This is a genomic window from Mesorhizobium sp. USDA 4775 (assembly GCF_054062655.1).
The window spans coordinates 4,756,614-4,780,945 of the sequence record NZ_JBSSFM010000001.1 but is presented as its reverse complement, the minus strand read 5'-3'; the positions used below and the strand labels follow the sequence as shown (position 1 = coordinate 4,780,945).

Genomic DNA, 24,332 nt, shown 5'->3' with positions numbered 1-24,332 from the left:
CACTGTCGTGGATCGCCAGCAGACAATTTTTCGGCTGAGGCCGCAACCAATAGCTCGTCTTGACCGCGCCACCATTCGGGTCGAGGCTCCTTCCGCGGCAAGCCTGACAAGTCAGGCGTTGCCAGCGGAGGAGAACTGTCATGGCCATTTCACGCAAGGAAGAAGCCCGCTCGCTGAGCGCCGACGAAAAGGAACTGGTGGAGAAATCACACCATCCGGCGGTGCAGGAGCTTTCCGATGCCGACCTTTCCGGCTTGGTCAAGCTGCTGCGCGAGCGGCGCGACAAGGCGCAGACCGAAGCACACCGCCGCCGGCGTGAAATACGCGGCAAGGGCGCGCCGAAACGGGCTGCCGCCTCAAAGGCCGATAGTGGTTCGCAGGTGAAACTGGCGGTGCTGGCCATGGCGATGCGGCGGCTGAATGGCGAGGCCGAACGGCGACGCCAGCTGGCGGCTCGCATTTCGCTGGTCGGGAATGCACGCAAGGCGCTGGCCATGAAGCAAAGTGCGCCGGCGGACGGTCCCGCACACAATTCACGCACGGCTCACAAGGGCATGCGGGCCGTGACCAACGAGCGGGCGCCGAAGCTGGTCCGGCCGGCCGAACTCGGCCGGCAGCGCAAGGCCGGCAAGGTGGCGCAAGCCAAGCGCGACGCACGCTGATCCCAGCGACAAGGGCTGTCCGCAGCCGCTCTACCGTGCTGCGGGAAGCTGCTGCTGCGCGCCCTCGACAAGGGCCTGCAGCATTGGGCGGGTTGGCGCGAAGAATATAGTGCCGGTCTGCGGTGTCGAGACATCGAGCAGGCGGTCGTAGGCGCCCGGCGGGTCGCCGACATACATGCGCTGCAGCATCTTTTCGGTGACCCAGAGATACCTGGAATAGCCGATGAAATAGGTGCCGAACTCATTCTGCCCGGGCCGGCCGAACGGCATGTTGTCGCGCAATATGTCGTATTCGTTGCCGTCGGCATCCTCGATGGTGGCCAGCGACTTGTGCGATTTGCGCGGCGCGTCGTCATCGTCGATTTCGATGTTGTCGATCTTGGTGCGGCCGATGATAGCCTCCTGCTCGGGCGTTGGAATGCGCGCCCAGGCCTGCATGTCGTGCAGATATTTCTGGACGACGACATAGGAGCCGCCGGCAAAGTCGCCATCCTCGTCGCCGACCAGCGCCGAGGCCGGCAGGTCGAGGCCGGTCGGGTTAGCGGTGCCGTCGATGAAGCCGAGCAGGTCGCGGGCGTCGAAATAGCGAAAGCCCGTCACTTCGTCGACGACGGTCACATCAGGGCCAAGCCGGTCGAGCAGGATACGCTCGAACTCGAAGCACATGTCTGATCGTTCGGCCCGGATGTGGAAGAGAAGGTCGCCCGGCGTCGATGGCGCCGAATGGACCGCGCCTTTGATCGGCGCGAACGGTTTCAGTTCCTGCGGCCGCCGGTTTGGGCTGAGGCGGTCCCAGAGATCGCGGCCGATGCCGGCAATGCACGACAGGCGGCCGCCGAGATCGCGAAAGCCGACAGTCTTGACCAGATCGTCAAGCTCGCCGAGCACGGAACAAACCTTGGCAAGGGCCATCTGTTCGCCGGCGACGGTGACGACAAGAAAAATCGCCGATTGCGAAAGCGGCGCATCGACGCTCTGCGCGTCGATCGGCACGCGGTCCCAGTTCTTGCCTGACATCTGAAAAATCTCCGCTTTTGCCGGATTTGTTTCAGATCGGCCGGGATGACGCAATACTGGATGAATTGCCTCTTTATCGACACGCGGATGCGGGTAGAGTGCGGCTGAATTTCAATCAACCTGTTCGGAGCTGATGCTCGCACGCCTGTTCGTGATCTTCGGTGGCCTGTTCGTGCTGGTGCTGTGCGCGGCGCTGGTGGTTCCGTACTTTGTCGACTGGACCGGCTACCGCGCCCAGTTCGAGCGCGAGGCAAGCGCCATTCTTGGCCGCAAGGTGACCGTGCAGGGCGACGCCACGGCAAGGCTGTTGCCGTTCCCGTCGGTGACCTTCTCCAACGTTGCCGTTGCCGGTGGCCCCAATGGCCAGCCGGCCATGACCGTCGAGACGTTTTCGATGGATGCGGAACTGGCGCCCTTCCTGCGCGGCGAGGTGCTGATCTTCGACATGCGGCTGGTGCATCCGAAGGCGACCATCGACATTGCCAATGACGGCACCGTCGACTGGGCGATGAGGCCGTCCTCGCCCTTCGACCTCAACCAGATCTCGATCGAGAAGCTGACGGTGACGGAAGGGCGGATCGAACTGCGCCATGCCGCCGGCGGACGCAGCCATATCTTCTCCGAGATCAATTCGACCATTTCGGCCAAGTCTCTGGCCGGCCCGTGGCGCATGGACGGCACATTGCGGCTGGACGGATTGCGCACCACGGTCGCGGCATCGACCGGCAAGGCCGAGGGCAACGGCCAGATGCGGCTGCGGCTGAAGGCCGATCCCGACGCCTATCCGCTGGTGATCGAAACCGACGGCAATGCCGGCATCGTCAAGGGTGCCGCTGTCTATTCCGGCCAGTTCAAGATCTCCGGCGCCGATAAGAATTCAGCCCAATTGCGCGGCACCGATGGCGAGACGGTGAAGGTCAGCGCCGGCAAGCCCGATCCGGGCTTTCGGTTGAACGGCAAGTTCTCGCTCGACCACCAGAAGCTCGGCGTCGACGAGTTCCGTTTCGAGACGGGACCGCTGGACAATCCCTACACGGCCGACGGCAAGGCTTCTGTCGATCTCGGCCAGAAGCCGAATTTCGCCATCGAGGCCAATGGCGCGCAGGTGCAGTTCGACGAGGCCGTGGGCGCAGAGGCCGGCGCCGGCCTGACGCTCGACCAGCGCATTGCCGGGCTCGAGCAGGCGCTGATCGCTCTGCCGAAGCCGACCATCCCCGGCACCGTCGAGGTCAAGCTGCCGGCCGTGGTGGCCGGCGACACCACGGTGCGCGACGTGCATCTGTCCGCCGAGCCGGCCGAGGGCGGCTGGTCGGTGAAATCGCTGGCCGCGACCTTGCCTGGACGCACCACGCTGGAAGCCGATGGCATGCTCAGCGTCGAGGGCCATTTCGGCTTCACCGGCTCGCTGCTGCTGGCCGTGGCGCAACCATCCGGTTTTGCCGCCTGGCTGTCGAAAGATGTCGATGAGGCAATCCGCCGTCTGCCCGCCGCCGGCTTCAAGGCCAAGGTCGACCTGACGGAAAAGCGCCAGGCTTTCAGCGATCTCGAACTGATCCTGGGCAAAGCGAAATTCTCCGGCCGTATCGATTCCAGCCAGCCTGACGAAGCCAGGCCATCGGTGCTGATGCGGCTCGAAGGCGGTGAACTCGATGTCGATGGGCTGGCGGCCTTCGCCTCGATCTTCGTGAGCGACAAGGGCGCCAACCGCTTTGCCGACCGCGATCTCGATTTCCAAATCAAGGCCGGGCCGGTCAGCGCCGGCGGGTTGACCGCCGACACGGTCGATACCGCGCTCAGGCTGCGTGACGGCTTGCTTGAAGTCGATCGGCTGTCGGTCGGCGGACTGGCCGGCGCCTCGATCAGCGCCACGGGCCGGATCAAGGATTTCCCAGCGAGCCCGACCGGCAAGCTCGACGCATCGGTTGTCGCTGTGGACCTCAAGCCGCTGATCGACGTCGCCGCGCAGCATTATCCGGACAATGCGGTGCTGAAGGGGCTGGCGAGCCGCGCTGCCGCCTATCCCGACCTGTTCCAGGATGCACGCGTCGACCTTGTGGCGAGTGCCGCCGACAATGGCGATGGCACGACCGGCCTGGCGGTGAGTGGGCAGGGCAAGGCCGGCGGCTCGGCCTTTTCCGCTTCGCTGTCGGGCAAGGGCGCGCCGGACAAGCTTCTCGAGGCGCCGGTGACACTGACCTTCAACGCCAAAAACCCCGACGCCACCGCGCTGCTCGCGCTTTACGGCCTGCCGGCGCTGCCGCTCGGCATGCTGGGCGAGGCAACGACCGACATTCAGGCCAAAGGCACATTGGGCGGCGGGCTGGCGACGACTTTCAGCCTTGCCGGCAATGACTTCAAGGCCAGCTTCGAGGGGACCGTTGCCGACACGCCGCAAGGGCCTGCCGCCAAGGGCAAGATCAATCTCGATGCGGCCGACATCGAACCGTGGCTGATGACGTCGGGCATCGGCCTGCCGGGCATGGGGGCGGGCATGTCGACGTCGCTTTCGGCGCAGGGCGATTACGGCAACGGCCTGCTGGTGCTGGACAATGTCAGCGGCGCGATCAACGAGGCGGCGGTGTCCGGCGACGTCAACATCGACGCCAAGGACGGCGTGCTGCATCTGGCGGGCGCGCTGGCACTCGACGAGCTCGATCTCGATCCGATGGCCGTGGCGCTGTTCGGCGATTCCTCCTTCCTTGTTGACAAAGACGGCGCCGACAAAAATGCGGCTGACAAGAGCGCGAGCGACAAGAGCGGCTCCTGGCCGGCAGCACCCTTCAGCCAGAAGTCCAGCCTGCCGTTTACCGCCGCACTCGACCTGACGACGGCGGCGCTTGCCGCCGGACCGTTCGCCACCGCCTATGACGCCGCTTTTTCGCTGAGGCTCGACCAGGAAGGCATCCGCGTTTCGGACCTGAAGGCGAAATTTCTTGGCGGAGCGCTGACCGGCCTGTTCGAATTGAAGAACAATGAGGGCACCGGGCTTTTCACTGGCCAGATGAAGCTGGCTGGCGCCGATCTGGCGAACGTGCTGCCGGATACCGGTATCGGCGGCGTCGGCGATTTCTCGACGACGCTGTCGACCAGCGGCAAGTCGGTCGAAGCGATGATCGCCGCCCTGTCGGGGTCCGGCACGGCGACGCTCAAGGGGTTGCAGGTGGCGGGCGTCAATCCCGACGCGTTCAACGCTTTGCTGGCCAAGGCGGACGCGATCGGGCGCGACATCGACGCGGCCAAGACAGCGGGCTTTGCGCCCGATATCGCTGCCGATGGCAATTTCCCCGCCGGGAATGCCGATATCGCCTTCACGATTGCCGGCGGCACGCTGAGGGTACCGCCGATCAGCCTCGAAAACCCGGCGGCGACCTTGTCCGCCGATGTCACTGCCGATCTCAACACCAGCACGGTTTCCGCCAAGGGCGCCATTACCTATCGGCCCGGCGAGGAGGCGCTGGTCGGTTCCGAGCCGGTCGTCAATTTCACCGCCGAGGGGCCGTTCGGCGCCGTCAAGCGGCAGTTCGACAGCGAGCCTTTGGCGCAGTTCCTGACCCAGCGCGCGCTGGAGAAGGAGCAGCAGCGCGTCGAGGCGATGCAGGCGGCGTTGCTGGAGAAGCAGCGCCTGCGGCGCGAAGTCCGCTATTACGCGGCACTGCAGGACGCGCGCGACAAGGCTGCCGAGGAACTGCGCCAGCAGGAAGAGGCGGCGCGGCTGAAAGCCGAGGCCGACGCCAAGGCGAAAGCGGAGGCCGAGGCCCAGGCGCAGGCCGAAGCGGAGGCCAAGGCGAAGGCCGACGCAGAGGCGAAGGCCCAAGCGGACGCTGATGCCAAGGCCAAGGCCGAAGCGGATGCAAAGGCAAAGGCTGATGCCGATTCCAAGGCCGCGGCCGAGCAGAAGGCCGCCGACGAAGCGGCCAAGGCGGAGCAGGAGAGGCAGAAGGCGGAAGAGGCGATGCGCATCGCCACGCAGGAAAAGGCCAGGCTGGAAGCCGAGCGCAAGGCCGCCGAACAGGCGCCCAAGGCCGAGCCTGCGCCGTTGCCGGAAGCAAACGGCAACCCGCCGCCGCCAGCCAAGCCGAAGTCCAATCCGTTCACGATCGACAATTTGTTGAAGTCGTTGCAGTAGGGCAGTAGGGCAGTAGGGCAGTAGGGCAGTAGGGCAGTAGGGCAGTAGGGCGAGGCCTTCCCGTCCCGAAATCGTTTCAAAGAACGAGCATCTCAGCGCCGTCGGCGACGTAGCGGGCGTGGCGGAAATCGCGGATGGCGGCGAGCCTGCCGTCCTGCCAGGCCAGCAGGATGAAATAGGTGGTCCGGGCCGTCGGGTCGTTGGGGTCGCGGACGAGGATTGCCGGTCTGTTTTCAACGAAGCCGGGCACGAGATGCCAATCGCGCACCCGGGAATAGTTGCCGAAATAGGTGCCGACTTCCTTGCGGCCGTTGAGCCGTGTCTTGGCTACCAGTTCGAGCCGCACCTCTTCTGCCAGCATGTCACGCACCGCGTCGAAATCACGGGCATTGAAGCGATCGATGTAGGCGTTGAGCAACTGACGTTCCGCGGCGCCCAGTTTCGGGAGAGGGCGGTCGTCGGGCTCGTGCGCAATCTGGCGCAGGCGGTCGCGGCCGCGATGCAGCGCGGCCTTGACCGCGGGGATGCTGGTATCGAGCGTGGCGCTGATCTCCTGCAGGGAGTAGCCCAGAACGTCCATCATGATGACGCTGCTTCGCTGCGTAACGGGAAGGCGCATGAAAGTATGCAGCCCCGCGGAAGCGGCCTGGCGATCGATGGTGGGATTCGCCGGGTCGGCGATCATGTCCAAATCCTCGTCGGAATAGGCCTTTTCGCGGGCGCGTCGGCGCAGGAAATCGAGCGCCGCATTGTGGGCGATGCGAAACAGCCAGCCTTCCGGGTTGGCGATCGGGCCGGCAACGGGCAGGGCCTCGATCGCCTTGGCCAGCGCCTCCTGCAACACATCCTCGCCATCGAAGACCGAGCCGGTCATGCGGGCACAGTAGCGGTGCAGCTTGGGGCGCAATTCCCCAAACAGGCGCTCAAAGAGCCCATGCTGCCCGCCAGGAATGGGAATGTTCATGAGCCTCCGTTCTGCGACCTCGTCTTCCTCGATCACGCATCCAACATCCGGTAGCTGCCCACCACGGTCACCTCGTCGCGTTGCGGAGGTTCGCTGCAGCGATCCCTGAAGCCGCTTTGAAAAGCCTCGAATGTGGCCAGGCCGGTGATGCTATCAGAATGCGCATCGGTTTGCGTTTCGACCAGATGGATGAATGTCCCATCGGCGGCGCGCAACGTCATGTAGCGGACGCCGTCCGGCGATTTGTCGCGCAATTCCTGGAAAACGGCCTGGATCAGCCGCTCGTTCTCATCGGCTCGTTCGGGCTTCATCTTGTAGCGTATCAGATGGCGTTTCATCGCAGGTCTTCCTCTCGATTGCCTTGCGCCCTTTGGGCCTCTCATCGCCTAGACGATGCCGGGAAGCCAAAAGATGCGGGCGCCCGAAAAATAAAGGTGCCATCCAGCGCAGGATGCCGAAGCGTCACTCGCGGCCCTGATCGAGCAAGCGCCTCAGCATGGGCTCGATGCGCGAAAGCTCGTCGAGATGCGCCGCTGACAGTTCGGCCAGGCAATCGTCGGCGCGTTCGGTCAGCCGCAGCAGCACGCGGCGATGGTCGTCCTTGTCCTGGTCCCGCACGACCAGCCCGGCGTCGCTCAGGCGATTGATCAGCTCGACGGCGCTGTGATGGCGGATGCGCAGGCGCTCCGCCAGATCGCCGATCGTCACCGGTCCGCCGCCCGGATAGCCCTTGATTGCCAGCAAGGCCTGATGCTGGCGCGGCGTCAGGCCGGCGTCTTCCGCCTGCAGCTGACTGAATTCGAGGAAGCGGCGGATCAGATAGCGAAACGCGGACAGCCGCTGGTAGTCGGCCAGTTCGATGGCGGGGCGAGATTTTCCGGGCTGCGTCATTCCAGACATTTGTTCCATTCCGGCCAAAGGCTCAAACGGTTTTGATGCAAAACCAGCTTGAATTTATATCGTGTTACGATACATAGCGAGCCGACAAGCCGGCCGGCGTCTTCGCCGTGCCGCATATTCGAGATCCGGCCGCCGCCAGAAAGCCCGCCATGAAGCCCTCCGAAAACAGCCATCTCAGGGATTTCACCACCGACGCGCGGGTATTGACCATCGCGACCATCGCCGTGGTGGTCGCCACGGCGGGGCTGTTCGCCGGTATCGTGCTTTTGAAACTGATCCGGCTTGCCACCAACGTTGCCTATTTCGGCCAGTTCACGTTCGCCGAGCTGAAATTGCAGGATACGCCGCTTGGGCTTGCCGCGGTGGTGGTGCCGGTCATCGGCGCCCTGATCATCGGCCTGATGGCTAGATATGGCAGTGAGAAGATCCGTGGCCATGGCATTCCCGAAGCGATCGAGGCGATCCTGCTCGGGCGCTCGAAGCTCGATGCCAAAGTGGCGATCCTGAAGCCGTTGTCGTCGGCGATCTCGATCGGCTCCGGCGGGCCATTCGGCGCCGAGGGCCCGATCATCATGACCGGCGGTGCGATCGGCTCGCTGATCGCGCAGATGCTGCCGGTCACCGACAACGAACGCAAGACGCTGCTGGTGGCAGGCGCGGCAGCGGGCATGACCACCGTGTTCGGCACGCCGATCGCGGCCATCATGCTGGCGGTGGAGCTGCTGCTGTTCGAATGGACGCCGCGCTCCTTCATCCCCGTGGCGGTTGCGGCGATCATTGCCGAGGTCGAGCGTACCGCGCTGCATCTGCCTCAGCCGATCTTTCCGTTTCAGGGCGGCATGGCGACCTCGTTCGTCGGGCTTGGCGGCTGGGTTCTGGTTGGGATCTGCGCCGGCCTCTTGTCGGGGCTGCTCACCCAGATGGTCTATGCCTGCGAGGACGCCTTCCAGAAACTGCCCATCCACTGGATGTGGTGGCCGATGATCGGCGGCCTGGTGGTCGGCATCGGCGGGCTGATCGAGCCGCGGGCACTCGGCGTTGGTTACGACAACATCGCCGACATGCTGGATGGTCGAACGGTCGCGGCCGCCGCACTGCTGCTGTTGGCGGTCAAGGCCATCATCTGGTCGGTGGCGCTCGGTTCGGGAACATCAGGCGGCGTGCTGGCGCCGCTGTTGATCATGGGTGGCGCAATGGGGGCGGTGCTCGCCGGCATCCTGCCCGCGGCGGATCCGGGCTTCTGGGCGCTGCTTGCAATGTCGGCGACCATGGGCGGCACGATGCGGGCGCCGCTGACGGCGACGTTCTTTGCGGTGGAACTGACCGGCAACACGCATGTGCTGGTGCCGCTGATCGCGGCTTGTGCCGCGGCGCATGCCGTCACCGTGCTCCTGATGAAGCGGTCGATCCTGACCGAAAAGATCGCCAGGCGAGGGCACCACCTCGTACGCGAATACCGCGTCGACCCGTTCGCGCTGACCAGGGTGCACGAGGTGATGACGGCGCAGGTCGAGAGCGTGCCGGCGACGATGACGCTGCATGGCGCCGCCGCCTTCCTGACCGCGCCGGAAACCCGGCATCCGAGCTTCCCGGTGATCGACGAGAACAGGCGGGTGCTCGGTCTCATCGATCCGCCGGCTATCCTGCGCTGGCGTCGCGCCGGCAAGCACAGGACGACGACGCTCGGCGACCTGCTTGCTGGAAGCAAGGTGACGCTCGCTTTTCCCGAGGAGTATCTCGAAGGCCTCTCCGACAAGCTGTTGATGGCCAATGTCTCGCATCTGCCGGTCGTGACCCGCGAAAGCCTGCAACTGGTCGGCTATGTCGGCTGGAAGGATCTGATGCGCGTGCGGTCGAGAAAACAGGCCGAGGAACGCGACCGTTCGACCTTGCTTGGCTTCGGTACCAGGCGCGGGAAAAAGGCGGACGCGGTCGAGGGCGTCTAGTCCAAGCTGGCTCCGCGCTTCGCCCATTCCAGCACATGCAGCCGCAGCGCCGAGGACAGGTTGGTCTCGCGGGGCCGTGTCTCATCGACTTCGGCGACAAGCGCGGCCAGCGTCAGCTTTCTCGCCGCCGCGATGGCGACGAGGTCGTCATAGAAGGGCTTTTCGAGGGAATAGCTGGTGCGATGGCCGCGAATGGTCACCGAGCGCTTTTCGACTACGCTCACGGCCGAATACTCACTGCTTATCTTTGCCGGACGGGTCGAGGCGATGGCCGGCGACAAATTTTTCGGCCTTGTCGGCATTCAACCGGTCGCGTTGCTTGTCCGCCTTGGAACGGCCATGCAGGGCCCGGTTCTGTTCGGCGACGCGCGTTTTCTCGTCCCGCGCCTTCTGCTTGCGAGCCTGGCGGAGATTGACGATGTCGGCCATGGCGCGGACCGCGAACCTATTTCTTGCGGAAGGCGTCGAGCGAAACCACTTCGGCGCCCTTGGCGCCGGCCTCGGTCGCGGCGGGCTTCTTCTCCGGCTCGGCGGCAGCCTTTTTCTCGGCCTTCGGCTTCTTTTCGGAAACGATGGTCAGCGTCTCGGGCGCCGGCTGGGCCGGTTCCTCTTCAGGCTGCGCATCGGTCTTGACGTCGAACTCGAGCTCGAAATTCACCGAGGGATCATAGAAGCCACGCACGGCCGAGAACGGGATTTCAAGTTTCTCCGGCACGTCCGAGAAGGACAGGCCAACCTCGAAGCCAGTGTCGGTCACCTTGAGGTCCCAGTACTGGAACTGGATGACGATGGTCATCTGCTCGGGATAGCGCTCGCGCAGGCGCGACGAGACGCGCACGCCGGGCGCGCCGGTCAGGAAGGTGATGAAGAAATGATGGTTGCCGGGGAGGCCGGTGCGTGCGACCTCGGCCAGGACCTTGCGCATGACGCCGCGCAACGCCTCCTGGGCCAGAATGTCGTAGCGGATGTGGTCGTCGGCCATGTGGTGGTCGGGTTCCGTTGAATCGTCCGCATAGCTGTAATCAAGCTTGAGCGCGGCGTAAACCTGATATAGCCCACCGTCGCGTCGAAGCGAGGACTATTGCCAACGATTTGATCGGCAAGTCGGCTTACCGGCAATCGCAAATGTTATGCGTTGGCCAGCGCAGTGTGCTTTTTGACGCTGCCCAGGGAAGGGCGCTTGCCGAAAGCGCGCAGGAAGGTGCGCACGCCATTCGTCGCCGATTGCACCACTTCGTCCTCGCGCGGCGTGCCGCCGAGCATGAAGGTGGTCTGCAGTTCGGCATTGACCAGGCCGAAGAACTGGCGCGCCGCGACGTCGGGGTCGTCGATCGTCAGGTAACCGCCATAGGCGAGGCGGGCGAAGCGGGCGGCGATTGCCGGCAACGTCGTGCCCGGACCCTGTTCGCGCCATTCGGCAAACAGTTCGGGGTAGCGTTCGCCTTCGGTCTGGATCAACTTGCGCAGGAATTTTCCGTCGCGATTGCAGATGCAGTTCTGATTCAGGCGCACGGCAAAGCCGATCAAATCCGCTTCGAGATCGCCGGGCTGGTCAGGAAAGGTGGCAATGGTGGCGAAGATGCCGACATTGCAGCGATCGGTGAGGTCGCGCACCACGGCCATGAAGAGCTTTTCCTTGTCGCCATGGTGGTTGTAGACGGTCTGGCGCGAGACGCCGGCCTCGGCGGCGATCAGGTCGATATTGGCGCCGGCGAAGCCTTCGCGGCAGAACACGCCAGCGGCGGCGTCGATGATCGACAGGCGCTTGGCCTCATGGCCGCGTGGCGGGAAAGTGTCAGGAGAAACGCTCGCTCTCATCAAAATCTATATAGAGGTGATTGACGATTTAGACAAGACTGTCTAAATTTGTGGACATGCGATAAAGAGATTTCGCGCCGGGAGACGACAAGATTCGCTGCTGGAGTGTCGGAACCTCACGGGATGGAACGTCCTAGGTCAGACGTCGCTTGGCGGCGGCAACCAGATTCGAAAGAAGCCAATATCATGGGTCCCAAATTCCTCCGCATCGCGGTCGTGCTCGGCCTGTTGTCCGCCATCGGCCCCTTCGCGATCGACATGTATCTTCCCGCTTTGCCGTCGATCGGCGCGGATCTGCACGCCGGCACCGCCGCCGTGCAGATGAGCCTGCTGATCTTCTTCCTGTCGATGGGCTTCGGCCAGATCGTCGTCGGGCCGATCTCCGACATGGTCGGCCGCAAGCTGCCGCTCTATGGCGGTCTTGCGCTGTTCATGGTCGGCGGCATCGGTTCGGCGATGGCGCCGACCATCGAATGGCTGATCGCCTTCCGCTTCCTGCAGGGCCTCGGCGCCAGCGCCGGCATGGCCGTGCCGCGCGCCATCGTGCGCGACCTGCATACGGGCAATGAGGCGGCCAAGCTGATGTCCTTGCTGATGCTGGTGTTTTCGGTGTCGCCGATCCTGGCGCCGCTGACCGGCAGCCAGATCATCGAGAATTTCGGCTGGCGCGCCGTGTTCTGGACAGTGACCGGGGCGGCGGCCCTTGCCACCATCCTGCTCGCGACCTCGCTCAAGGAAACGCGGCCGGCGGCAGAGCGCGTCGGTTCCTCCTTCGGCACCGCGCTTGCCGGCTACCGCTTCCTGATGGGTGACCGCAACTTCCTTGGCCTAGTGGCGATCGCCGGTTTCGGCATTGCGAGCTTTTTTGTCTATCTGTCGAGCTCGTCCTTCATCCTGATCGACCATTACGGGCTGTCGCCTTCGGTCTACAGCGTGTTCTTCTCGATCAATGCGGTGGCCTTCATCGGCATGTCGCAACTGACGGGCCTGCTGGCCGAGCGTTTCGGGCTGCGGCGCGTGGTGCGTGTCGCGGTGACCGGCTACGCCTCGACGATGGTGGTGCTGCTCGCGATCATGGCGACGGGCGTCGATCGGCTCGACGTGATGGCAGCCCTGCTGTTCGTCGGCTACGGCTTCCTTGGCCTGGTCATTCCGACCACCTCGGTGCTGGCCATGGAAGAGCACGGCGAGATCGCCGGCACGGCCTCGGCGCTGATGGGCACGCTGCACTTCGCCATCGGCGCGCTCGCCATGGGCGTCGCCGGCGTATTCTTCGACGGCACGCCGCTGCCAATGGTCGCCGGCATCACGTTGTGCGCGGTAATTTCCTTCACGCTGGCCAAGGTCACGCTCGGCCGTTCGCGCGAGGCGGTCGAAGCGCCGGCGGAATAGGCACTGCTCGCAAGCGCATGAAAAGGCCGGGTTTTCCCGGCCTTTTCATTTCAGCCCTGCCTCGGCCAATACGAAACGCAACCGTGTCTCGACCGGCACCAGGGGCAGCGCAACAAGTTCGTAACCCAGCTCCGTATAGACGCCGGCCATCGCATGGTAGGTGCGCTCGGCCTCGTCTGAAGTCTGCTTGCGTTCTTCGTCCTGCGCAAAAATGTCCGGCCAGGGCGGAGCGACGAACACGCGCGGATTGTAGCGCAGGCGCTTGGCGGCGGCACTGATGTGTTCTGCCACGGGCAGGCCGCTCAGCCTGAGATAGCCGAGCGTGTCCGGCACGCCGCGATCGAAGAAAACCGGTCCCTTCTGCTCGATCGCGTCCCGATATGAGCGCATCTCCCACGACAGCATGAGTTCGGCGAACAGCGCGCGGTCGCTCCAGGGCAGGGCGGTTCCGCCTATCGAGGACTGGTCGCGGATGATGCCGCGTCCGGCTTCAACGGAAGTCGCAAAGCCCGCCCGACGCAGGGCTGTGATCAAAGTGGTCTTGCCGGAGCCCGGACCACCGGTCAGCACGAAGAGTCGATCGGAATCGTTTTGCATTTTTGCCCATGGAGAAAAAGACACGCGGGCGGCGGCTTAGCGGCCCGAGGCCGTGCGAAGTCCGGACGGCAAAAGCGGCCGTTGCGCATGACGTGGATCGAGGGAGGGGAGAAGTGGAGGTTTCTGTTGCCAGGTACCTCCGAACCCCGCCTAGAAGTGCGAACCCCTAGGGCTTGATTTGAAGCTATCGCACTGCATTAAGCAGCGAGACGTGCTTCCGCATAGTTGTCGTTGGCAACTATAAGTTTAGCCCGATGACGGTGGTACAATGCCGGGCAAAAGTACGATCTTTACACCTTCGTCGATCCTATTTCGCCCCCAGCAAAAACCGCTCTGTCGTCAACAGCGGCTTTTGGTGGAGGCGCCGGGTACCGCCCCCGGGTCCGAACGGCTTATTTCATCGCCCATTTATCGCCATAGTCGGTCAAGCCGACAAATCGAATATAGGGGGCGTTCGCCGGAAATGAAAGGCCGCAATGAGGCTTTGTCCCTGTGTCAAATTGCGACGGCAAGGGTTGACTTGGGCGCGGTCACAACGGAAGCTTTGCGAGCGGTGAGGAGTAACCGACCTAGCGCACGGATTGCGAAGCGCGCCACAGCCCTCATCGATCGGATCCGTGGCGCCGACGAGGGGAATTTTTGATGGCCGACTATCTTGCGGATGTGAAGAAGTACGACGCGGGCGCCAGTGCCGACGCGGTCGAAAAGATCGTCAAGCATCTGGGCATTGCGCTGAGGAACCGCGATTCCTCGCTGGTGTCCTGCACAGACCCGAAGGAACTCGAGCGCGTCAAGGAGAACTGGGTGGCCAAGAAGCTCGGCGTCAGCGATGGGGCGAAAGCCGACGCGTCGATCGAGAAGACCTGCAAGGCGATGCACGCCGACAACACCAAGAGCCGCGTGACCTTCTATTATCTGGTGGCCAAGGATCTGGGCAAACTCGGCTCGCTCTGAGAGGTCTGACAATTTCTGTTCTGGCGACCGATCGGCACGGTTTTATGCGCTTTCGGTCCGCCAGCGCGGGTTCTGAAGAGCGCTCCGCTTCATGTCCGGGTGGGGAAAGAATCTCAGACAGGCGTGGCGGCGGCGCGCACATGCGCTATGATTGGTGAAATCTCGAATCGAGCTGGAACCGATGCGCCAATATCTCGACCTCTTGCGGCATGTGCTGGACAACGGCGCCGATCGCGGCGACCGCACCGGCACCGGCACGCGCTCCGTCTTCGGCTACCAGATGCGTTTCGACCTGGCGCGCGGCTTTCCGGTCACCACGACCAAGAAGCTGCACCTGAAGTCGATCATCCATGAGCTCCTGTGGTTCCTGGCCGGCGACACCAACATCAAATACCTGACCGACCACGGCGTCACGATCTGGGACGAATGGGCGGACGAGAATGGCGACCTTGGCCCCGTTTACGGCAGGCAGTGGCGTTCCTGGCCGGACGGCCATGGCGGCTCGATCGACCAGATCGCGGGCCTTCTCAAGGAGATACGCCGCAATCCTCAATCGCGCCGGCTGATCGTTTCGGCCTGGAACCCGGCCGAGGTGGAGGCGATGGCGCTGCCGCCCTGCCACTGCCTGTTCCAGTTCTACGTGTCCGAAGGCCGGCTGTCCTGCCAGCTCTACCAGCGTTCGGCCGATATCTTCCTCGGCGTGCCGTTCAACATCGCGTCCTACGCGCTGCTGACGCTGATGGTGGCGCAGGTGACCGGGCTGAAGCCGGGCGATTTCGTCCACACGCTGGGCGATGCGCATCTCTATTCGAACCACTTTGAACAGGCGCGCGAGCAATTGCAGCGCACGCCGAGGGCGCTGCCGACGATGTGGATCAATCCGGAGGTGAAGGACCTGTTCGCCTTCCGCTTCGAGGATTTCCGGCTGGAAAACTATGTCGCCGATGCCTCGATCAAGGCGCCCATCGCCGTTTGAGCCGCAGACGGCTCAGTCGATGCCGACCATTACGTCCGAGGCCTTGACCACGGCATAGGCCTGCTTGCCCTTTTCGAGCTTGAGGTCGGCGACGGCCTCGTTGGTGATCGAGGCGGTGACGATGGCGCCGCTGCCGATGTCGATCCTGACATGCGACGTGGTGGCTCCCTTGACGATCTCGGTGATCGTTCCCTTGAGCACGTTGCGGGCGCTGATCTTCATTGGGCTCTCCGTTGCTTTCATGCAGGCCGTTCTCGCAAAACCGAGGTCACTTTTGGGCGACATGCATTGGGTTTCCTGCTCGTCTTACCAGAACGATCGGTGGGGGCATAGGCGTTTTCGCGAGCCGCCGGGCCTTCCCTTGTTATATTCATGCGGATATATCGATCGGCAGGCTTCGCGCCGCACGGATTTCAAACCAGGGAGAGTTTTCGATGACGCGCAAGGGCTTCGGGTTGAAGGCGATCGCCATTGGCGGTCTTGCGGCGACGGCGATGGCAGCGATGCCGGCCGCACATGCGCAAGACAAGGTCGTGGTTTTCGCGGCGGCCAGCCTCAAGGATGCGCTCGACGCGGTCAACAAGGCTTGCGAGGCCGATGTCGGCGAGGCCGCGACTGTTTCCTATGCGGCAAGCTCGGCACTGGCCAAGCAAATCGAAGGCGGAGCGCCGGCCGACGTCTTCATCTCGGCCGATCTCGACTGGATGAAATATCTTTCCGACAAGAAGCTGACCAAGCCCGATACCGAGGTGAAGCTGCTCGGCAACGAGATCGTGATGGTAGCGCCAAAGGATTCGACGGTCGAGACGAAGATCGAGAAGGGTTTCGACCTCGCCAAGCTGGTCGGCGACGGCAAGCTCGCCATGGGCGACTTCAAGGCGGTGCCGGCCGGCAAGTACGGCAAGGCGGCACTGGAATCGCTCGGCGTCTGGTCCTCGGTCGAAAGCAAGGTGGCGCAGGCCGAGAACGTGCGTGCGGCGCTCAAGCTGGTTTCGACAGGGGAGGCCGCTCTCGGCATCGTCTATGCCACCGACGCGCATGCCGACAAGGGCGTCAAGGTGGTCGGCACCTTCCCGGAGGATTCGCATCCGCCGATCATCTATCCGGTTGCCCAGACCGCCGATTCGAAGGACAAGGATACGACGGCTTTCCTGAAATGCCTGCAGTCCGCCAAGGCCGGCGCGCTCTTCAAGGAACAGGGTTTTACCGTGCTCACGCCGAGCAACTGAACAGGGCCTGATAGCGCAATATGACCTGGCTGCTGGACCTCACTCCCGACGAATGGAATGCGGTCCGGCTGTCCATCAAGGTGGCAACCGTGGCGATGCTCGCCAGCCTGCCGCCGGGCATAGCCATCGCGCTGCTGCTTGCCCGCGGACAATTCTGGGGCAAGACGCTGCTCAACGGCGTGGTTCACCTGCCGCTAATCCTGCCGCCTGTCGTGACCGGCTACCTCCTGCTTTTGACCTTCGGCAAGCGCGGCCCGGCCGGGGCCTTCCTGGCCGAGCATTTCGGCATCGTCTTCTCGTTTCGCTGGACGGGTGCGGCACTGGCCTGCGGCGTCATGGGCTTTCCCCTGATGGTGCGGGCAATCCGGCTGTCGATCGAAGCGGTGGACCGCAAGATGGAGGCGGCGGCGGGCACGCTTGGCGCCAATCCTTTGTGGGTGTTCGCCACCATCACTCTACCGCTGATCCTGCCCGGGCTGATCGCGGGCGCCATCCTGGCCTTCGCCAAGGCGATGGGCGAGTTCGGCGCCACCATCACCTTCGTCTCCAACATCCCCAACGAAACGCAGACGCTGCCCTCGGCGATCTACACTTTTACGCAGGTGCCGGGTGGCGATGAGGGAGCATTGCGGCTGACATTGATCTCGGTCGTCATCTCGATGGCGGCTTTGGTCGCCTCGGAAGTGCTGGCGCGACGGGTTGGGCGGCGGATGGACATCGAATGAGCGTCCGCGTCGACATCGGCCACCGGCTCGGCGATTTCGCCATCGAGGCGCGCTTCGAGAGCGCCGGGCGGCTCACCGCGCTGTTCGGGCCATCCGGCTCGGGCAAGACCACGCTCATCAACATGATCGCCGGGCTGATCCGACCCGACAAGGGCCGCATCGAGGTGGAGGGCCGTGCGCTGGTCGACACCGATGCCGGCATTTTCGTGCCGAAGCACAGGCGCCGCATCGGCATGGTGTTCCAGGACGCACGCCTGTTTCCCCATATGAGCGTGGCCAGCAATCTGCGCTACGGCCGCTGGTTCACGCCGGCCAAGGAGCGCTACGCCGACATGGATGCCGTCGTCGACCTGCTCGGCATCGGCCCGCTGCTGAACAGGCGCCCGGTGAAGCTCTCGGGCGGCGAGAAGCAGCGCGTGGCGATCGGCCGGGCGCTGCTCGCCAGCCCCAGATTGTTGCTCATGGACGAGCCGCTGGCCTCGCTCGACGAGGCGCGCAAGGCCGAGATCCTGCCCTATATCGAACGGCTGCGCGATGAGACGAAGATTCCGATCGTCTATGTCAGCCATTCGGTCGCCGAGGTGGCGCGGCTGGCGAGCGACGTGGTGATGCTGGCGCAAGGCAAGGTCGTTGCCGGTGGCCCGACCGAAGTGGTGATGCAAAGGCTCGACCTGCTGCCGGCGGAAGAGCGCGGCGAGGGCGGTGCGGTGCTGGACACCAAGGTTCTGCGCCACGACGAGACTTTCGGCATGACCGTGCTCGTCTCGGCCGCCGGAGAGATCCGCGTGCCGCGCCTGGCGATGAAAACCGGGGCTCCCGTGCGTGTCCGCATCCGTGCCCGTGATGTGATGATCGCCGCGGAGAAGCCGACAGGCCTCAGCGCGCTCAACATCCTGCCCGGCACGATCGTTGCGATCCGCCCGGGCGAAGGCCCGGCGGTCGAGGTCGACATCGATTGCAATGGCGCAACCGTGCTCGCTCGCATCACCGAACAGTCGCGGCAGGCGCTGGAACTGCGGCTCGGCGGCAAGGTTTTCGCCGTGGTCAAGACAGTGAGTTTCGACCGGGCCAACACCGGCGCCGGCCTGCCGCTCGAGGTCGATGGCTGACAGAAGCGGCGATCGCCGCTATATTGATTTGGAATAACGCTATCGCTGAAGTGGCTTCGGCAGGAGTCCTGGTGACCGCGGAGGAGCAAAGATGCCATCGCTGAGCTTGCGGATAAATCTCGATCCAGACGGGCGGATCGGTCCGGGCAAGATCGAGCTTCTGGAGCAGATCGCCACCTTCGGCTCGATCTCGGCCGCCGCACGCGGCATGGAGATGTCCTACAAGCACGCCTGGGATCTGGTGGAGGACATGAATCGGGTGTTTCGGCAAGCCGCTGGTCGCCGCGCAGACCGGAGGCCGCAAGGGCGGCGGCGCGCAGCTGACGGCTATCGGCCTTGCGGTGGTCAGCCGTTTCCGCGCCATCGAGCGTGCGGCCACCGCGGCGGCGGCGACGCATATGGATGCACTGCAGGCGGAGATCGATGCGGGCTGAGAGACGTGGGCGGAGCGAGGTTTCGCGCTGCCAACGCAATCGGGGCAGGTCCCCGCGCGAACCAGATGCTGCGATCGTGCCGCCTACATTATCACCGCAATCCCCAGTCGCGATTGATTCCCGCGCGCGACCATGATTGGTAGTTTCGCTACGCGACCAACGAGGCAATTGAGATGGACGCCGCTCCGCCAGAGTTCAACCGAAATGCCCTCGCTTCTCTTGTTGACGGCAAATCAACGCTTGAGGTGGGGCCTTTCACGAATCCGACTTTGCGCGGTCCAAACGTTAAATATTTCGACGTCATGGACAAACAAGGACTGATCAACAGGGCTAATGCGATCGGCTATGTCTACACCGTCCCGGTGGATATCGACTATGTTTCCAGCACCGGCGACTTGAGCATCGTGGACAAAAAGTTTGATTTTTGCCTGAGCAGTCACTGCGTCGAGCATCAACCAGACCTGATTTACCACTTGAATCAGGTCGCGAGGATTCTCACTGCGACAGGCAGATACCTCCTGATTATCCCGGACAAGCGCTACTGCTTCGACCATTTCATCGCAGAGAGTTCGATTGCCGATTTCATCGGCGCTCGAGGCAACAAAGTTCACACCGCAAAGAGCGTCATCGAACACATTGCTCTAGCCACGCATAATGATCCGGTTCGCCATTGGACCGGCGATCACGGGGTACCGAGATTTCGTCACAATCTGTCCAGTGTTTCCGTGGCCATGAGCCAGTACGACACCTCCGCTGGGGCCTACATCGATGTTCACGCTTGGCAATTTACACCTCAAAGTTTTCGCTCGGGAATAGAGGTGCTTTCCAATCTCGGCCTGATCGGGCTGGAAGTGGAGCAAGTCTATGCCACGCCGCACAACACTTTTGAGTTCTGCGCCATTTTGAAGCGACGGCTGGCGTAGAGAAGCAGCCCGTGGCGATGAGGCGGGCACTGCTGGCCAGACCCAGATTGCTGCTCATGGATGAGCCTCTGGCCTCGCTCGACGAGGCGCAAGGCAGAGATCCCGGCCTATATTGCAATGGCGCAACCGTGCCGGCCCGCATGATAGGACAGAGGGGCGACCGAAAGGCCACCCCTCGTCGTTTTCTTACTCCGAGAGCGTGAACGGAGCCGTATACTTGTCGACATTGTCCTTGGTGATGAGGAGGCAATCGAACAGCTGCTTTTCGGTCGCGGCGCCGGTCTTGCCGGTCTTGATGAAGGAGTCCGCCTGCTGCACGGCTTTCGCCGAGTAGACGGCCACCGGCTGCAGCACGGTGTATTGCAGGTCACCGGCCTTGATGGCGGCGACAGCGTCCGGCGAGCCGTCGAAGCCGCCAACCTTGATGCTCGACAGTTTTCCGGCCTCCTTCAGCGCAGCGATCGCGCCGAGCGCCATCTCGTCATTGCCGCTGGTCACGCCGATGATGTCGGGATGGGCCTGGAGCAGGCTCTGCATCTTGTCGTGGCCCTGGGTGCGGTCCCAGTTGGCGACTTCCGAGCCGACCTTCTTGAGGTCGGGATACTGGCTGATAACGGTCTCGTAGCCGTTCGACCGTGTCGCGGCGTTGTTGTCGGAGGGGGCGCCGAGCAACTCGACATAGTTGCCCTTCTCGCCGATGGCCGTCACCCATTGCTGGCCGCCGAGCGCGGCGCCCTGGGCGTTGTTCGAGACAAGCTGCGCCTTGGCGAGGCCCTCCTGGTTGATCTCGGCATTGACGAGGAAGACCGGGATGTTGGCGGCGATCGCCCTCTTGACCGCGCCGATCGAGCCGCTGGCATCGGCCGGATCAAGGATGATGGCTACGGACTTGTTGGTGATCGCCGTGTCGATCAGCTTGCTCTCGGTGTTGGTGTCGGCCTTGGAGGCGCCGACGGTCGCGGTGTAGCCGAGCTTTTCGGCTTCGGCCTTGGCGACATTGCCTTCGGTGAGCCAGTAGGGGTTGGCGGGGTCGATGACGATGATCGAGATGAGGCCGCTGGCCGACGCCGCGCTTGCCGCGACGATCGGTGCGGCCAGGGCGAAGGCCGAGAGCATCAGAATTCTGGCACTGCGATACATAGAGTTCCTCCTTTGGTTAGCAATCGCGCCGGTCAACCGGCGGTCTTCTCGAGGGCGGGATCGGCCGTTGTGGCCTTGTCCTTTTGTGGAGAAGTGGGCGAGCCGCCGGCCGTGCTCGGAAGCTTGACGCGGCGGCGATACTGGATGGCGTTGAGCAGCACCGCCAACACGATGACCGCGCCGGTGAACACTGTTTGCCAATATGCAGAGACGCCGATGATCACCAGACCATCGGACAGGAAGCCGATGACGAAGGCGCCGACCAGCGTGCCGCGGATGTTGCCCCGGCCACCGGTGAGCGCCGCACCGCCGATGACGACCGCGGCAATTGCCGTGAGCTCGTAAGAGGTGCCGGCGGTCGGACCCGCCGAGGTCAGTTCGGAGGACAGGATGAGGCCGGCCACGGCGGCGCAGATGCCCGAGAGCATATAAACCGACACCTGCACCTGCTTGACCGGCACGCCGGAGAGTTCGGCGGCGCGTTCGTTGCCGCCGGAGGCGTAGAGCCAGCGGCCGAAGGCGGTGCGGTTGAGGATGATGCTGCCGATGATGGCGATGACGGCCATGACCAGCACGCCGATCGGGATGTCGAGCAGGCGGTTGAAGCCCAGCCATTCGAAGCCGGTGTTGCCGAGCTCCGGCTTGCCGCCGAGATCGTTGTAGGTCAGGCCATTGGTCATCAGCAGGGCCGCGCCACGCACGACGTAGAGCATGCCGAGCGTGGCGACGAAGGCGGGGACCTTCAGCCAGGCGATAAGGACGCCATTGACCAGACCGACCAGCGCGCCGAGCACGCAGACCAGCACCGCGACGACCCAGACCGGCGGGTAGAGGATGACGCCGAACGTGGTCAGCTGCACGCCCTGCATCAGGAAGCCGGCGATCACGCCGGAGAAGCCCAGCGTCGAGCCGACCGACAGGTCGATGCCGCCATTGAGGATGACCAGCAGCATGCCGACCGCCAGTATGCCGAAGATGGCGACATGCGAGGCCATGGTCAGGAAATTGCCGACCGAGAAATAGTAGGGAGACAGCAGCGAGAAGACGATGATGATGGCGATCAGCGCGAAGAAGGCGCGGCCCTCAAGCAAAAGCTTGGCCAGGCTGAAGCCGTCGGCCGAAACCCTCGGGGAGCGGCTGCGATCGGGGCTAGCGTCGGTCACGGTGGTGGCTCCTGTGTTCTTCATGGTCGGAGACCACGGCCTCGCCGGAAGCGGCCATGATCTCCTCCTTCGTGGCATCGGCACCGAATTCGGCCGAGATCCTGCCGCGATGCATGACGATGATCCGGTGCGCGATGCTCAGGCATTCGGCGACTTCCGAGGTCGAGAAGACGACGGCGAGCCCGCGCGCCGCCCGCTCGCTGAGCAGCCGGAACACCTCGGCCTTGGCGCCGATGTCGATGCCGCGGCTCGGCTCGTCCAGCAGCATGACCCTGGGATTGGTGGTCAGCATCTTGCCGATGACGACCTTCTGCTGGTTGCCGCCGGACAGCGAGCCGATAGGCGCGCTGCCGCCCGCGGTCTTGACGTGCACGTCACGGATGGAGGCTTCGACCAGCGTCCGCTCCTGCGAGCGCGACAACAGCATTCCCCTGACGAAAGCGCCGATGCTGGCGAGCGACAGGTTGGCGCCGACCGACATCGTCTGAACCAGGCCGTCACGCTGGCGATCCTCGGGCACCAGCACGAGCCCCCTGGCGATGCGCTCGGCGATGCCGAAGCGGGAGATGTCGTTGCCTCCGAGCAGGATGCGCCCGCCCGATGGCTGCAGGCGCCCGGCGATGCATTCCAGCAATTCGGTGCGCCCGGCGCCCATCAGCCCGTAGATGCAGACGATCTCGCCGCTGCGTACGGCAAGCGACAGCCTGTCGACCACGGAACGTTCCGAGCTCGATGCATCGGGGACACTGACATCCTCGACCGACAAGGCAACCTCGCCGAAGGCGTATCCGGTGGGCGGCGAGCCCAAATCGAAGTTCTCGCCCACCATGTTGCGGACGATCCATTCGAGGTTGATGTGCCTGGCGTTGGCCGTCGCGGTGATCGCGCCGTCGCGCAGCACCACGGCGTGGTCGGTGATCTGCAACGCCTCCTCGAGGTGGTGCGAGATATAGACGATGGAGACGCCGCGGGCCGTGAGGTCGCGGATCACCCTGAACAGCACCTCCACCTCGGTGGCGCTCAACGCCGAGGTCGGTTCATCCATGATCAGGATGCGTGAATCCACCGAGAGCGCGCGGGCGATCTCGACGATCTGCTGCTGTCCCAGGCGCAGGTCCTGAACCAGCGTCAGTGGATCGATGTCTTCCTCGAGGTCGGCCATCAGCCGCCGCGTCTGGCGGGCCTCCTCGGCGAAATCGACACCGGTCGCGCCGCGTATTTCCCGGCCCATGAAGATGTTGTCGCGCACGCTCAGATTGGGCGCGAGGCTGAGTTCCTGATGGATGATGGAGATGCCGCGATCGCGGGCGTCGGAGGCTGAGGAGAAGGTGACGGACTGGCCGTCGAGCTCGATGGTTCCCGATGTCGGCGTCGTCACGCCGGAGAGGATCTTCATCAATGTCGACTTGCCGGCGCCGTTTTCGCCGAACAGCGTCGTGACCTTGCCGCGGCGGATGTCGAAATTGACCCCTTTGAGCGCGTGCGTGCCACCATAGGTCTTTACGATGTGGCGGGCCGCGAGCACGGTGTCGCCCGGCGCCGGCTCGAATTCGGGCGCCGCATTCATTGGACGGTCAGCTTCACCGGCGCGACCAGCCAGCCTTTGGGGTTGATCAGCTTGAAGACACCGACGACCGAGATGGTCTTGCCGGTGAGCTGGGTGTTGTCGATGGCCGACAGCACCTGCTTCTTCATCTCGTTGTTCAGGGCCGAGCCCGCATTCTGGTACTCGATCTGGTTGGTGAACTGGCCGAAGGTGATCGCGCCGGTGGCGTCGCGCAGATCGGTGCCGTTGATCGCCGGTCCGGTCTGGATGCGAATGACCAGATTGTCCGGGACGTCAGCCACCTTGACGGTGTAGATGCCCGACTTTCCCTCGCCGACGACGCCAGTGAACTTGACCGAGAATTCGGTGCCGACATTGGCCGGCACGCCATATTGTTTCTCCGCGGCCGCCTTGTCCTTGGCGATGGCGGCCGCAAGCGTCGGTGCATCGACGGCGCGCTGCTCGACGGCGGATTGCACGTTCGGAAATTCAGCCTTGCCGAACGCCTCCGGCGAAAACGCCGCCTTGCGGGTGTCTTCGGCCGAGCCGATCGTGACGATCTTGGTGTCGAGGATCATTGCGCCGAGCAGCGCCAGGATCGCGATCGCGACGGCCGCCCAGCGGACGCCTGGCGATCCTCGCCGGTTCATCGTGGTGGTTGCTGGCTGCGAACTCATGCTGTGACGACCTGTGTAGTGGCGGCGATGAGAG

At 63.9% G+C, this 24,332-nt stretch carries 24 protein-coding genes, 1 other RNA gene and 2 pseudogenes; 12 read left to right on the top strand and 15 right to left on the bottom strand.

Going from position 1 to position 24,332, the window contains the following annotated elements; translation table 11 throughout:
* Nucleotides 1-140 precede the first annotated feature (140 nt).
* A complete protein-coding gene (locus tag ACVILI_RS23390) occupies nt 141-662 on the top strand; it encodes a hypothetical protein (protein WP_240564630.1) in 522 nt (173 codons plus the stop codon).
* Nucleotides 663-692: 30 nt separating this feature from the next.
* On the opposite strand, the gene ACVILI_RS23385 is transcribed toward ACVILI_RS23390, so the two are convergent.
* A complete protein-coding gene (locus tag ACVILI_RS23385; protein WP_240564631.1) occupies nt 693-1,679 on the bottom strand; it encodes a Dyp-type peroxidase in 987 nt (328 codons plus the stop codon).
* 133 nt (nt 1,680-1,812) lie between these two features.
* Between ACVILI_RS23385 and ACVILI_RS23380 the strand changes: the two genes are divergently transcribed.
* The gene (locus ACVILI_RS23380; protein ID WP_038647682.1) at nt 1,813-5,805 is read left to right on the top strand and encodes an AsmA family protein; all 3,993 of its coding nucleotides are present in this window, start codon (nt 1,813-1,815) and stop codon (nt 5,803-5,805) included.
* A gap of 76 nt (nt 5,806-5,881) precedes the next feature.
* Here ACVILI_RS23380 and ACVILI_RS23375 read toward each other — a convergent pair whose 3' ends face one another.
* The 3 genes from ACVILI_RS23375 to ACVILI_RS23365 all read right to left on the bottom strand — a co-directional run bounded on the left by ACVILI_RS23375 (nt 5,882) and on the right by ACVILI_RS23365 (nt 7,678).
* Nucleotides 5,882-6,769: a sigma-70 family RNA polymerase sigma factor gene (locus ACVILI_RS23375; RefSeq protein WP_051726922.1), complete on the bottom strand. Its 888-nt coding sequence runs from the start codon at nt 6,767-6,769 to the stop codon at nt 5,882-5,884.
* A 32-nt stretch (nt 6,770-6,801) separates the two neighbouring features.
* A complete protein-coding gene (locus ACVILI_RS23370; RefSeq protein ID WP_038647678.1) occupies nt 6,802-7,107 on the bottom strand; it encodes a hypothetical protein in 306 nt (101 codons plus the stop codon).
* Nucleotides 7,108-7,231: 124 nt separating this feature from the next.
* Complete coding sequence (locus ACVILI_RS23365) at nt 7,232-7,678, bottom strand: MarR family winged helix-turn-helix transcriptional regulator (RefSeq protein ID WP_240564632.1); 447 nt, start codon at nt 7,676-7,678, stop codon at nt 7,232-7,234.
* A 140-nt stretch (nt 7,679-7,818) separates the two neighbouring features.
* On the opposite strand from ACVILI_RS23365, the gene ACVILI_RS23360 reads away from it, so the two are divergent.
* Nucleotides 7,819-9,615 carry a chloride channel protein gene (locus ACVILI_RS23360; RefSeq protein WP_240564633.1) on the top strand — a complete coding sequence of 599 codons (1,797 nt, stop codon included), beginning with the start codon at nt 7,819-7,821 and terminating at the stop codon, nt 9,613-9,615.
* On the opposite strand, the gene ACVILI_RS23355 is transcribed toward ACVILI_RS23360, so the two are convergent.
* From ACVILI_RS23355 to ACVILI_RS23340, 4 genes are all read right to left on the bottom strand, one after another.
* Entirely contained in the window at nt 9,612-9,839 is a 228-nt protein-coding gene (locus tag ACVILI_RS23355) for a ribbon-helix-helix domain-containing protein (protein ID WP_019859034.1), read from the bottom strand. The two genes, ACVILI_RS23360 and ACVILI_RS23355, sit on opposite strands and share 4 nt — an antisense overlap.
* Before the next feature lie 10 nt (nt 9,840-9,849).
* Nucleotides 9,850-10,044, bottom strand: a complete 195-nt coding sequence (locus tag ACVILI_RS23350; protein WP_019859033.1) for a DUF4169 family protein — start codon at nt 10,042-10,044, stop codon at nt 9,850-9,852.
* A gap of 16 nt (nt 10,045-10,060) precedes the next feature.
* Nucleotides 10,061-10,597 (bottom strand): SspB family protein, encoded by a 537-nt coding sequence (locus tag ACVILI_RS23345; protein ID WP_019859031.1) that lies wholly within the window; start codon nt 10,595-10,597, stop codon nt 10,061-10,063.
* A gap of 146 nt (nt 10,598-10,743) precedes the next feature.
* The gene (locus ACVILI_RS23340) at nt 10,744-11,433 is read right to left on the bottom strand and encodes a TetR/AcrR family transcriptional regulator (RefSeq protein ID WP_240564634.1); all 690 of its coding nucleotides are present in this window, start codon (nt 11,431-11,433) and stop codon (nt 10,744-10,746) included.
* 186 nt (nt 11,434-11,619) lie between these two features.
* On the opposite strand from ACVILI_RS23340, the gene ACVILI_RS23335 reads away from it, so the two are divergent.
* On the top strand, nt 11,620-12,825 hold the full coding sequence (locus ACVILI_RS23335; RefSeq protein ID WP_457102624.1) for a multidrug effflux MFS transporter: 1,206 nt from the start codon (nt 11,620-11,622) through the stop codon (nt 12,823-12,825).
* Between the two features lie 45 nt (nt 12,826-12,870).
* On the opposite strand, the gene ACVILI_RS23330 is transcribed toward ACVILI_RS23335, so the two are convergent.
* The gene (locus tag ACVILI_RS23330) at nt 12,871-13,422 is read right to left on the bottom strand and encodes an AAA family ATPase (protein WP_038647676.1); all 552 of its coding nucleotides are present in this window, start codon (nt 13,420-13,422) and stop codon (nt 12,871-12,873) included.
* Between the two features lie 112 nt (nt 13,423-13,534).
* Nucleotides 13,535-13,895, bottom strand: a transfer-messenger RNA (tmRNA) gene (ssrA, locus tag ACVILI_RS23325).
* Nucleotides 13,896-14,064: 169 nt separating this feature from the next.
* Between ssrA and ACVILI_RS23320 the strand changes: the two genes are divergently transcribed.
* Both ACVILI_RS23320 and ACVILI_RS23315 read left to right on the top strand, forming a co-directional pair.
* On the top strand, nt 14,065-14,376 hold the full coding sequence (locus tag ACVILI_RS23320; RefSeq protein WP_027047006.1) for a DUF2853 family protein: 312 nt from the start codon (nt 14,065-14,067) through the stop codon (nt 14,374-14,376).
* 181 nt (nt 14,377-14,557) lie between these two features.
* On the top strand, nt 14,558-15,352 hold the full coding sequence (locus tag ACVILI_RS23315; protein WP_019859027.1) for a thymidylate synthase: 795 nt from the start codon (nt 14,558-14,560) through the stop codon (nt 15,350-15,352).
* A gap of 12 nt (nt 15,353-15,364) precedes the next feature.
* Here the strand turns inward: ACVILI_RS23315 and ACVILI_RS23310 are convergent, their stop codons facing one another.
* Nucleotides 15,365-15,574 carry a TOBE domain-containing protein gene (locus ACVILI_RS23310; protein ID WP_019859026.1) on the bottom strand — a complete coding sequence of 70 codons (210 nt, stop codon included), beginning with the start codon at nt 15,572-15,574 and terminating at the stop codon, nt 15,365-15,367.
* Nucleotides 15,575-15,786: 212 nt separating this feature from the next.
* Here ACVILI_RS23310 and modA point away from each other — a divergent pair, with 212 nt between their 5' ends.
* From modA to ACVILI_RS23280, 6 genes and pseudogenes are all read left to right on the top strand, one after another.
* Complete coding sequence (gene modA, locus ACVILI_RS23305) at nt 15,787-16,581, top strand: molybdate ABC transporter substrate-binding protein (protein WP_038647672.1); 795 nt, start codon at nt 15,787-15,789, stop codon at nt 16,579-16,581.
* A 20-nt stretch (nt 16,582-16,601) separates the two neighbouring features.
* Nucleotides 16,602-17,306, top strand: coding sequence for a molybdate ABC transporter permease subunit (gene modB / locus ACVILI_RS23300; RefSeq protein WP_038647670.1), 705 nt, complete (start codon nt 16,602-16,604; stop codon nt 17,304-17,306).
* Nucleotides 17,303-18,415 (top strand): molybdenum ABC transporter ATP-binding protein, encoded by a 1,113-nt coding sequence (gene modC, locus ACVILI_RS23295; protein WP_038647668.1) that lies wholly within the window; start codon nt 17,303-17,305, stop codon nt 18,413-18,415. Before modB ends, modC begins: the two co-directional genes overlap by 4 nt.
* Before the next feature lie 91 nt (nt 18,416-18,506).
* Nucleotides 18,507-18,849, top strand: a pseudogene (locus tag ACVILI_RS23290) (winged helix-turn-helix domain-containing protein).
* 173 nt (nt 18,850-19,022) lie between these two features.
* Nucleotides 19,023-19,772 (top strand): class I SAM-dependent methyltransferase, encoded by a 750-nt coding sequence (locus tag ACVILI_RS23285; RefSeq protein ID WP_019859022.1) that lies wholly within the window; start codon nt 19,023-19,025, stop codon nt 19,770-19,772.
* Nucleotides 19,763-19,873, top strand: a pseudogene (locus ACVILI_RS23280) (molybdenum ABC transporter ATP-binding protein); the annotation flags it as partial. The gene ACVILI_RS23285 and the pseudogene ACVILI_RS23280, both read left to right, overlap by 10 nt.
* 85 nt (nt 19,874-19,958) lie before the next feature.
* Here ACVILI_RS23280 and ACVILI_RS23275 read toward each other — a convergent pair.
* Genes ACVILI_RS23275 through ACVILI_RS23260 form a run of 4 tightly spaced genes read right to left on the bottom strand, consistent with a single transcriptional unit; the run spans nt 19,959 to nt 24,298 of the window.
* Entirely contained in the window at nt 19,959-20,888 is a 930-nt protein-coding gene (locus ACVILI_RS23275; protein ID WP_019859021.1) for a D-ribose ABC transporter substrate-binding protein, read from the bottom strand.
* Nucleotides 20,889-20,944: 56 nt separating this feature from the next.
* Nucleotides 20,945-22,099, bottom strand: coding sequence for an ABC transporter permease (locus ACVILI_RS23270; protein ID WP_019859020.1), 1,155 nt, complete (start codon nt 22,097-22,099; stop codon nt 20,945-20,947).
* Nucleotides 22,062-23,642: a sugar ABC transporter ATP-binding protein gene (locus ACVILI_RS23265; RefSeq protein WP_019859018.1), complete on the bottom strand. Its 1,581-nt coding sequence runs from the start codon at nt 23,640-23,642 to the stop codon at nt 22,062-22,064. Before ACVILI_RS23265 ends, ACVILI_RS23270 begins: the two co-directional genes overlap by 38 nt.
* Complete coding sequence (locus tag ACVILI_RS23260) at nt 23,639-24,298, bottom strand: DUF2291 family protein (RefSeq protein ID WP_038647666.1); 660 nt, start codon at nt 24,296-24,298, stop codon at nt 23,639-23,641. The genes ACVILI_RS23265 and ACVILI_RS23260 overlap by 4 nt, the downstream gene beginning before the upstream one ends.
* Between the last annotated feature and the right edge of the window lie 34 nt (nt 24,299-24,332).

Excerpts from the sequence above, each read along its gene's own strand:
- ACVILI_RS23390 (WP_240564630.1), top strand. The coding sequence starts at position 141 with ATGGCCATTTCACGCAAGGAAGAAGCCCGCTCGCTGAGCGCCGACGAA.
- ACVILI_RS23385 (WP_240564631.1), bottom strand. The coding sequence starts at position 1,679 with ATGTCAGGCAAGAACTGGGACCGCGTGCCGATCGACGCGCAGAGCGTC.
- ACVILI_RS23380 (WP_038647682.1), top strand. The coding sequence starts at position 1,813 with ATGCTCGCACGCCTGTTCGTGATCTTCGGTGGCCTGTTCGTGCTGGTG.
- ACVILI_RS23375 (WP_051726922.1), bottom strand. The coding sequence starts at position 6,769 with ATGAACATTCCCATTCCTGGCGGGCAGCATGGGCTCTTTGAGCGCCTG.
- ACVILI_RS23370 (WP_038647678.1), bottom strand. The coding sequence starts at position 7,107 with ATGAAACGCCATCTGATACGCTACAAGATGAAGCCCGAACGAGCCGAT.
- ACVILI_RS23365 (WP_240564632.1), bottom strand. The coding sequence starts at position 7,678 with ATGGAACAAATGTCTGGAATGACGCAGCCCGGAAAATCTCGCCCCGCC.
- ACVILI_RS23360 (WP_240564633.1), top strand. The coding sequence starts at position 7,819 with ATGAAGCCCTCCGAAAACAGCCATCTCAGGGATTTCACCACCGACGCG.
- ACVILI_RS23350 (WP_019859033.1), bottom strand. The coding sequence starts at position 10,044 with ATGGCCGACATCGTCAATCTCCGCCAGGCTCGCAAGCAGAAGGCGCGG.
- ACVILI_RS23345 (WP_019859031.1), bottom strand. The coding sequence starts at position 10,597 with ATGGCCGACGACCACATCCGCTACGACATTCTGGCCCAGGAGGCGTTG.
- ACVILI_RS23340 (WP_240564634.1), bottom strand. The coding sequence starts at position 11,433 with ATGAGAGCGAGCGTTTCTCCTGACACTTTCCCGCCACGCGGCCATGAG.
- ACVILI_RS23335 (WP_457102624.1), top strand. The coding sequence starts at position 11,620 with ATGGGTCCCAAATTCCTCCGCATCGCGGTCGTGCTCGGCCTGTTGTCC.
- ACVILI_RS23330 (WP_038647676.1), bottom strand. The coding sequence starts at position 13,422 with ATGCAAAACGATTCCGATCGACTCTTCGTGCTGACCGGTGGTCCGGGC.
- ACVILI_RS23320 (WP_027047006.1), top strand. The coding sequence starts at position 14,065 with ATGGCCGACTATCTTGCGGATGTGAAGAAGTACGACGCGGGCGCCAGT.
- ACVILI_RS23315 (WP_019859027.1), top strand. The coding sequence starts at position 14,558 with ATGCGCCAATATCTCGACCTCTTGCGGCATGTGCTGGACAACGGCGCC.
- ACVILI_RS23310 (WP_019859026.1), bottom strand. The coding sequence starts at position 15,574 with ATGAAGATCAGCGCCCGCAACGTGCTCAAGGGAACGATCACCGAGATC.
- modA (WP_038647672.1), top strand. The coding sequence starts at position 15,787 with ATGACGCGCAAGGGCTTCGGGTTGAAGGCGATCGCCATTGGCGGTCTT.
- modB (WP_038647670.1), top strand. The coding sequence starts at position 16,602 with ATGACCTGGCTGCTGGACCTCACTCCCGACGAATGGAATGCGGTCCGG.
- modC (WP_038647668.1), top strand. The coding sequence starts at position 17,303 with ATGAGCGTCCGCGTCGACATCGGCCACCGGCTCGGCGATTTCGCCATC.
- ACVILI_RS23285 (WP_019859022.1), top strand. The coding sequence starts at position 19,023 with ATGGACGCCGCTCCGCCAGAGTTCAACCGAAATGCCCTCGCTTCTCTT.
- ACVILI_RS23275 (WP_019859021.1), bottom strand. The coding sequence starts at position 20,888 with ATGCTCTCGGCCTTCGCCCTGGCCGCACCGATCGTCGCGGCAAGCGCG.
- ACVILI_RS23270 (WP_019859020.1), bottom strand. The coding sequence starts at position 22,099 with ATGAAGAACACAGGAGCCACCACCGTGACCGACGCTAGCCCCGATCGC.
- ACVILI_RS23265 (WP_019859018.1), bottom strand. The coding sequence starts at position 23,642 with ATGAATGCGGCGCCCGAATTCGAGCCGGCGCCGGGCGACACCGTGCTC.
- ACVILI_RS23260 (WP_038647666.1), bottom strand. The coding sequence starts at position 24,298 with ATGAGTTCGCAGCCAGCAACCACCACGATGAACCGGCGAGGATCGCCA.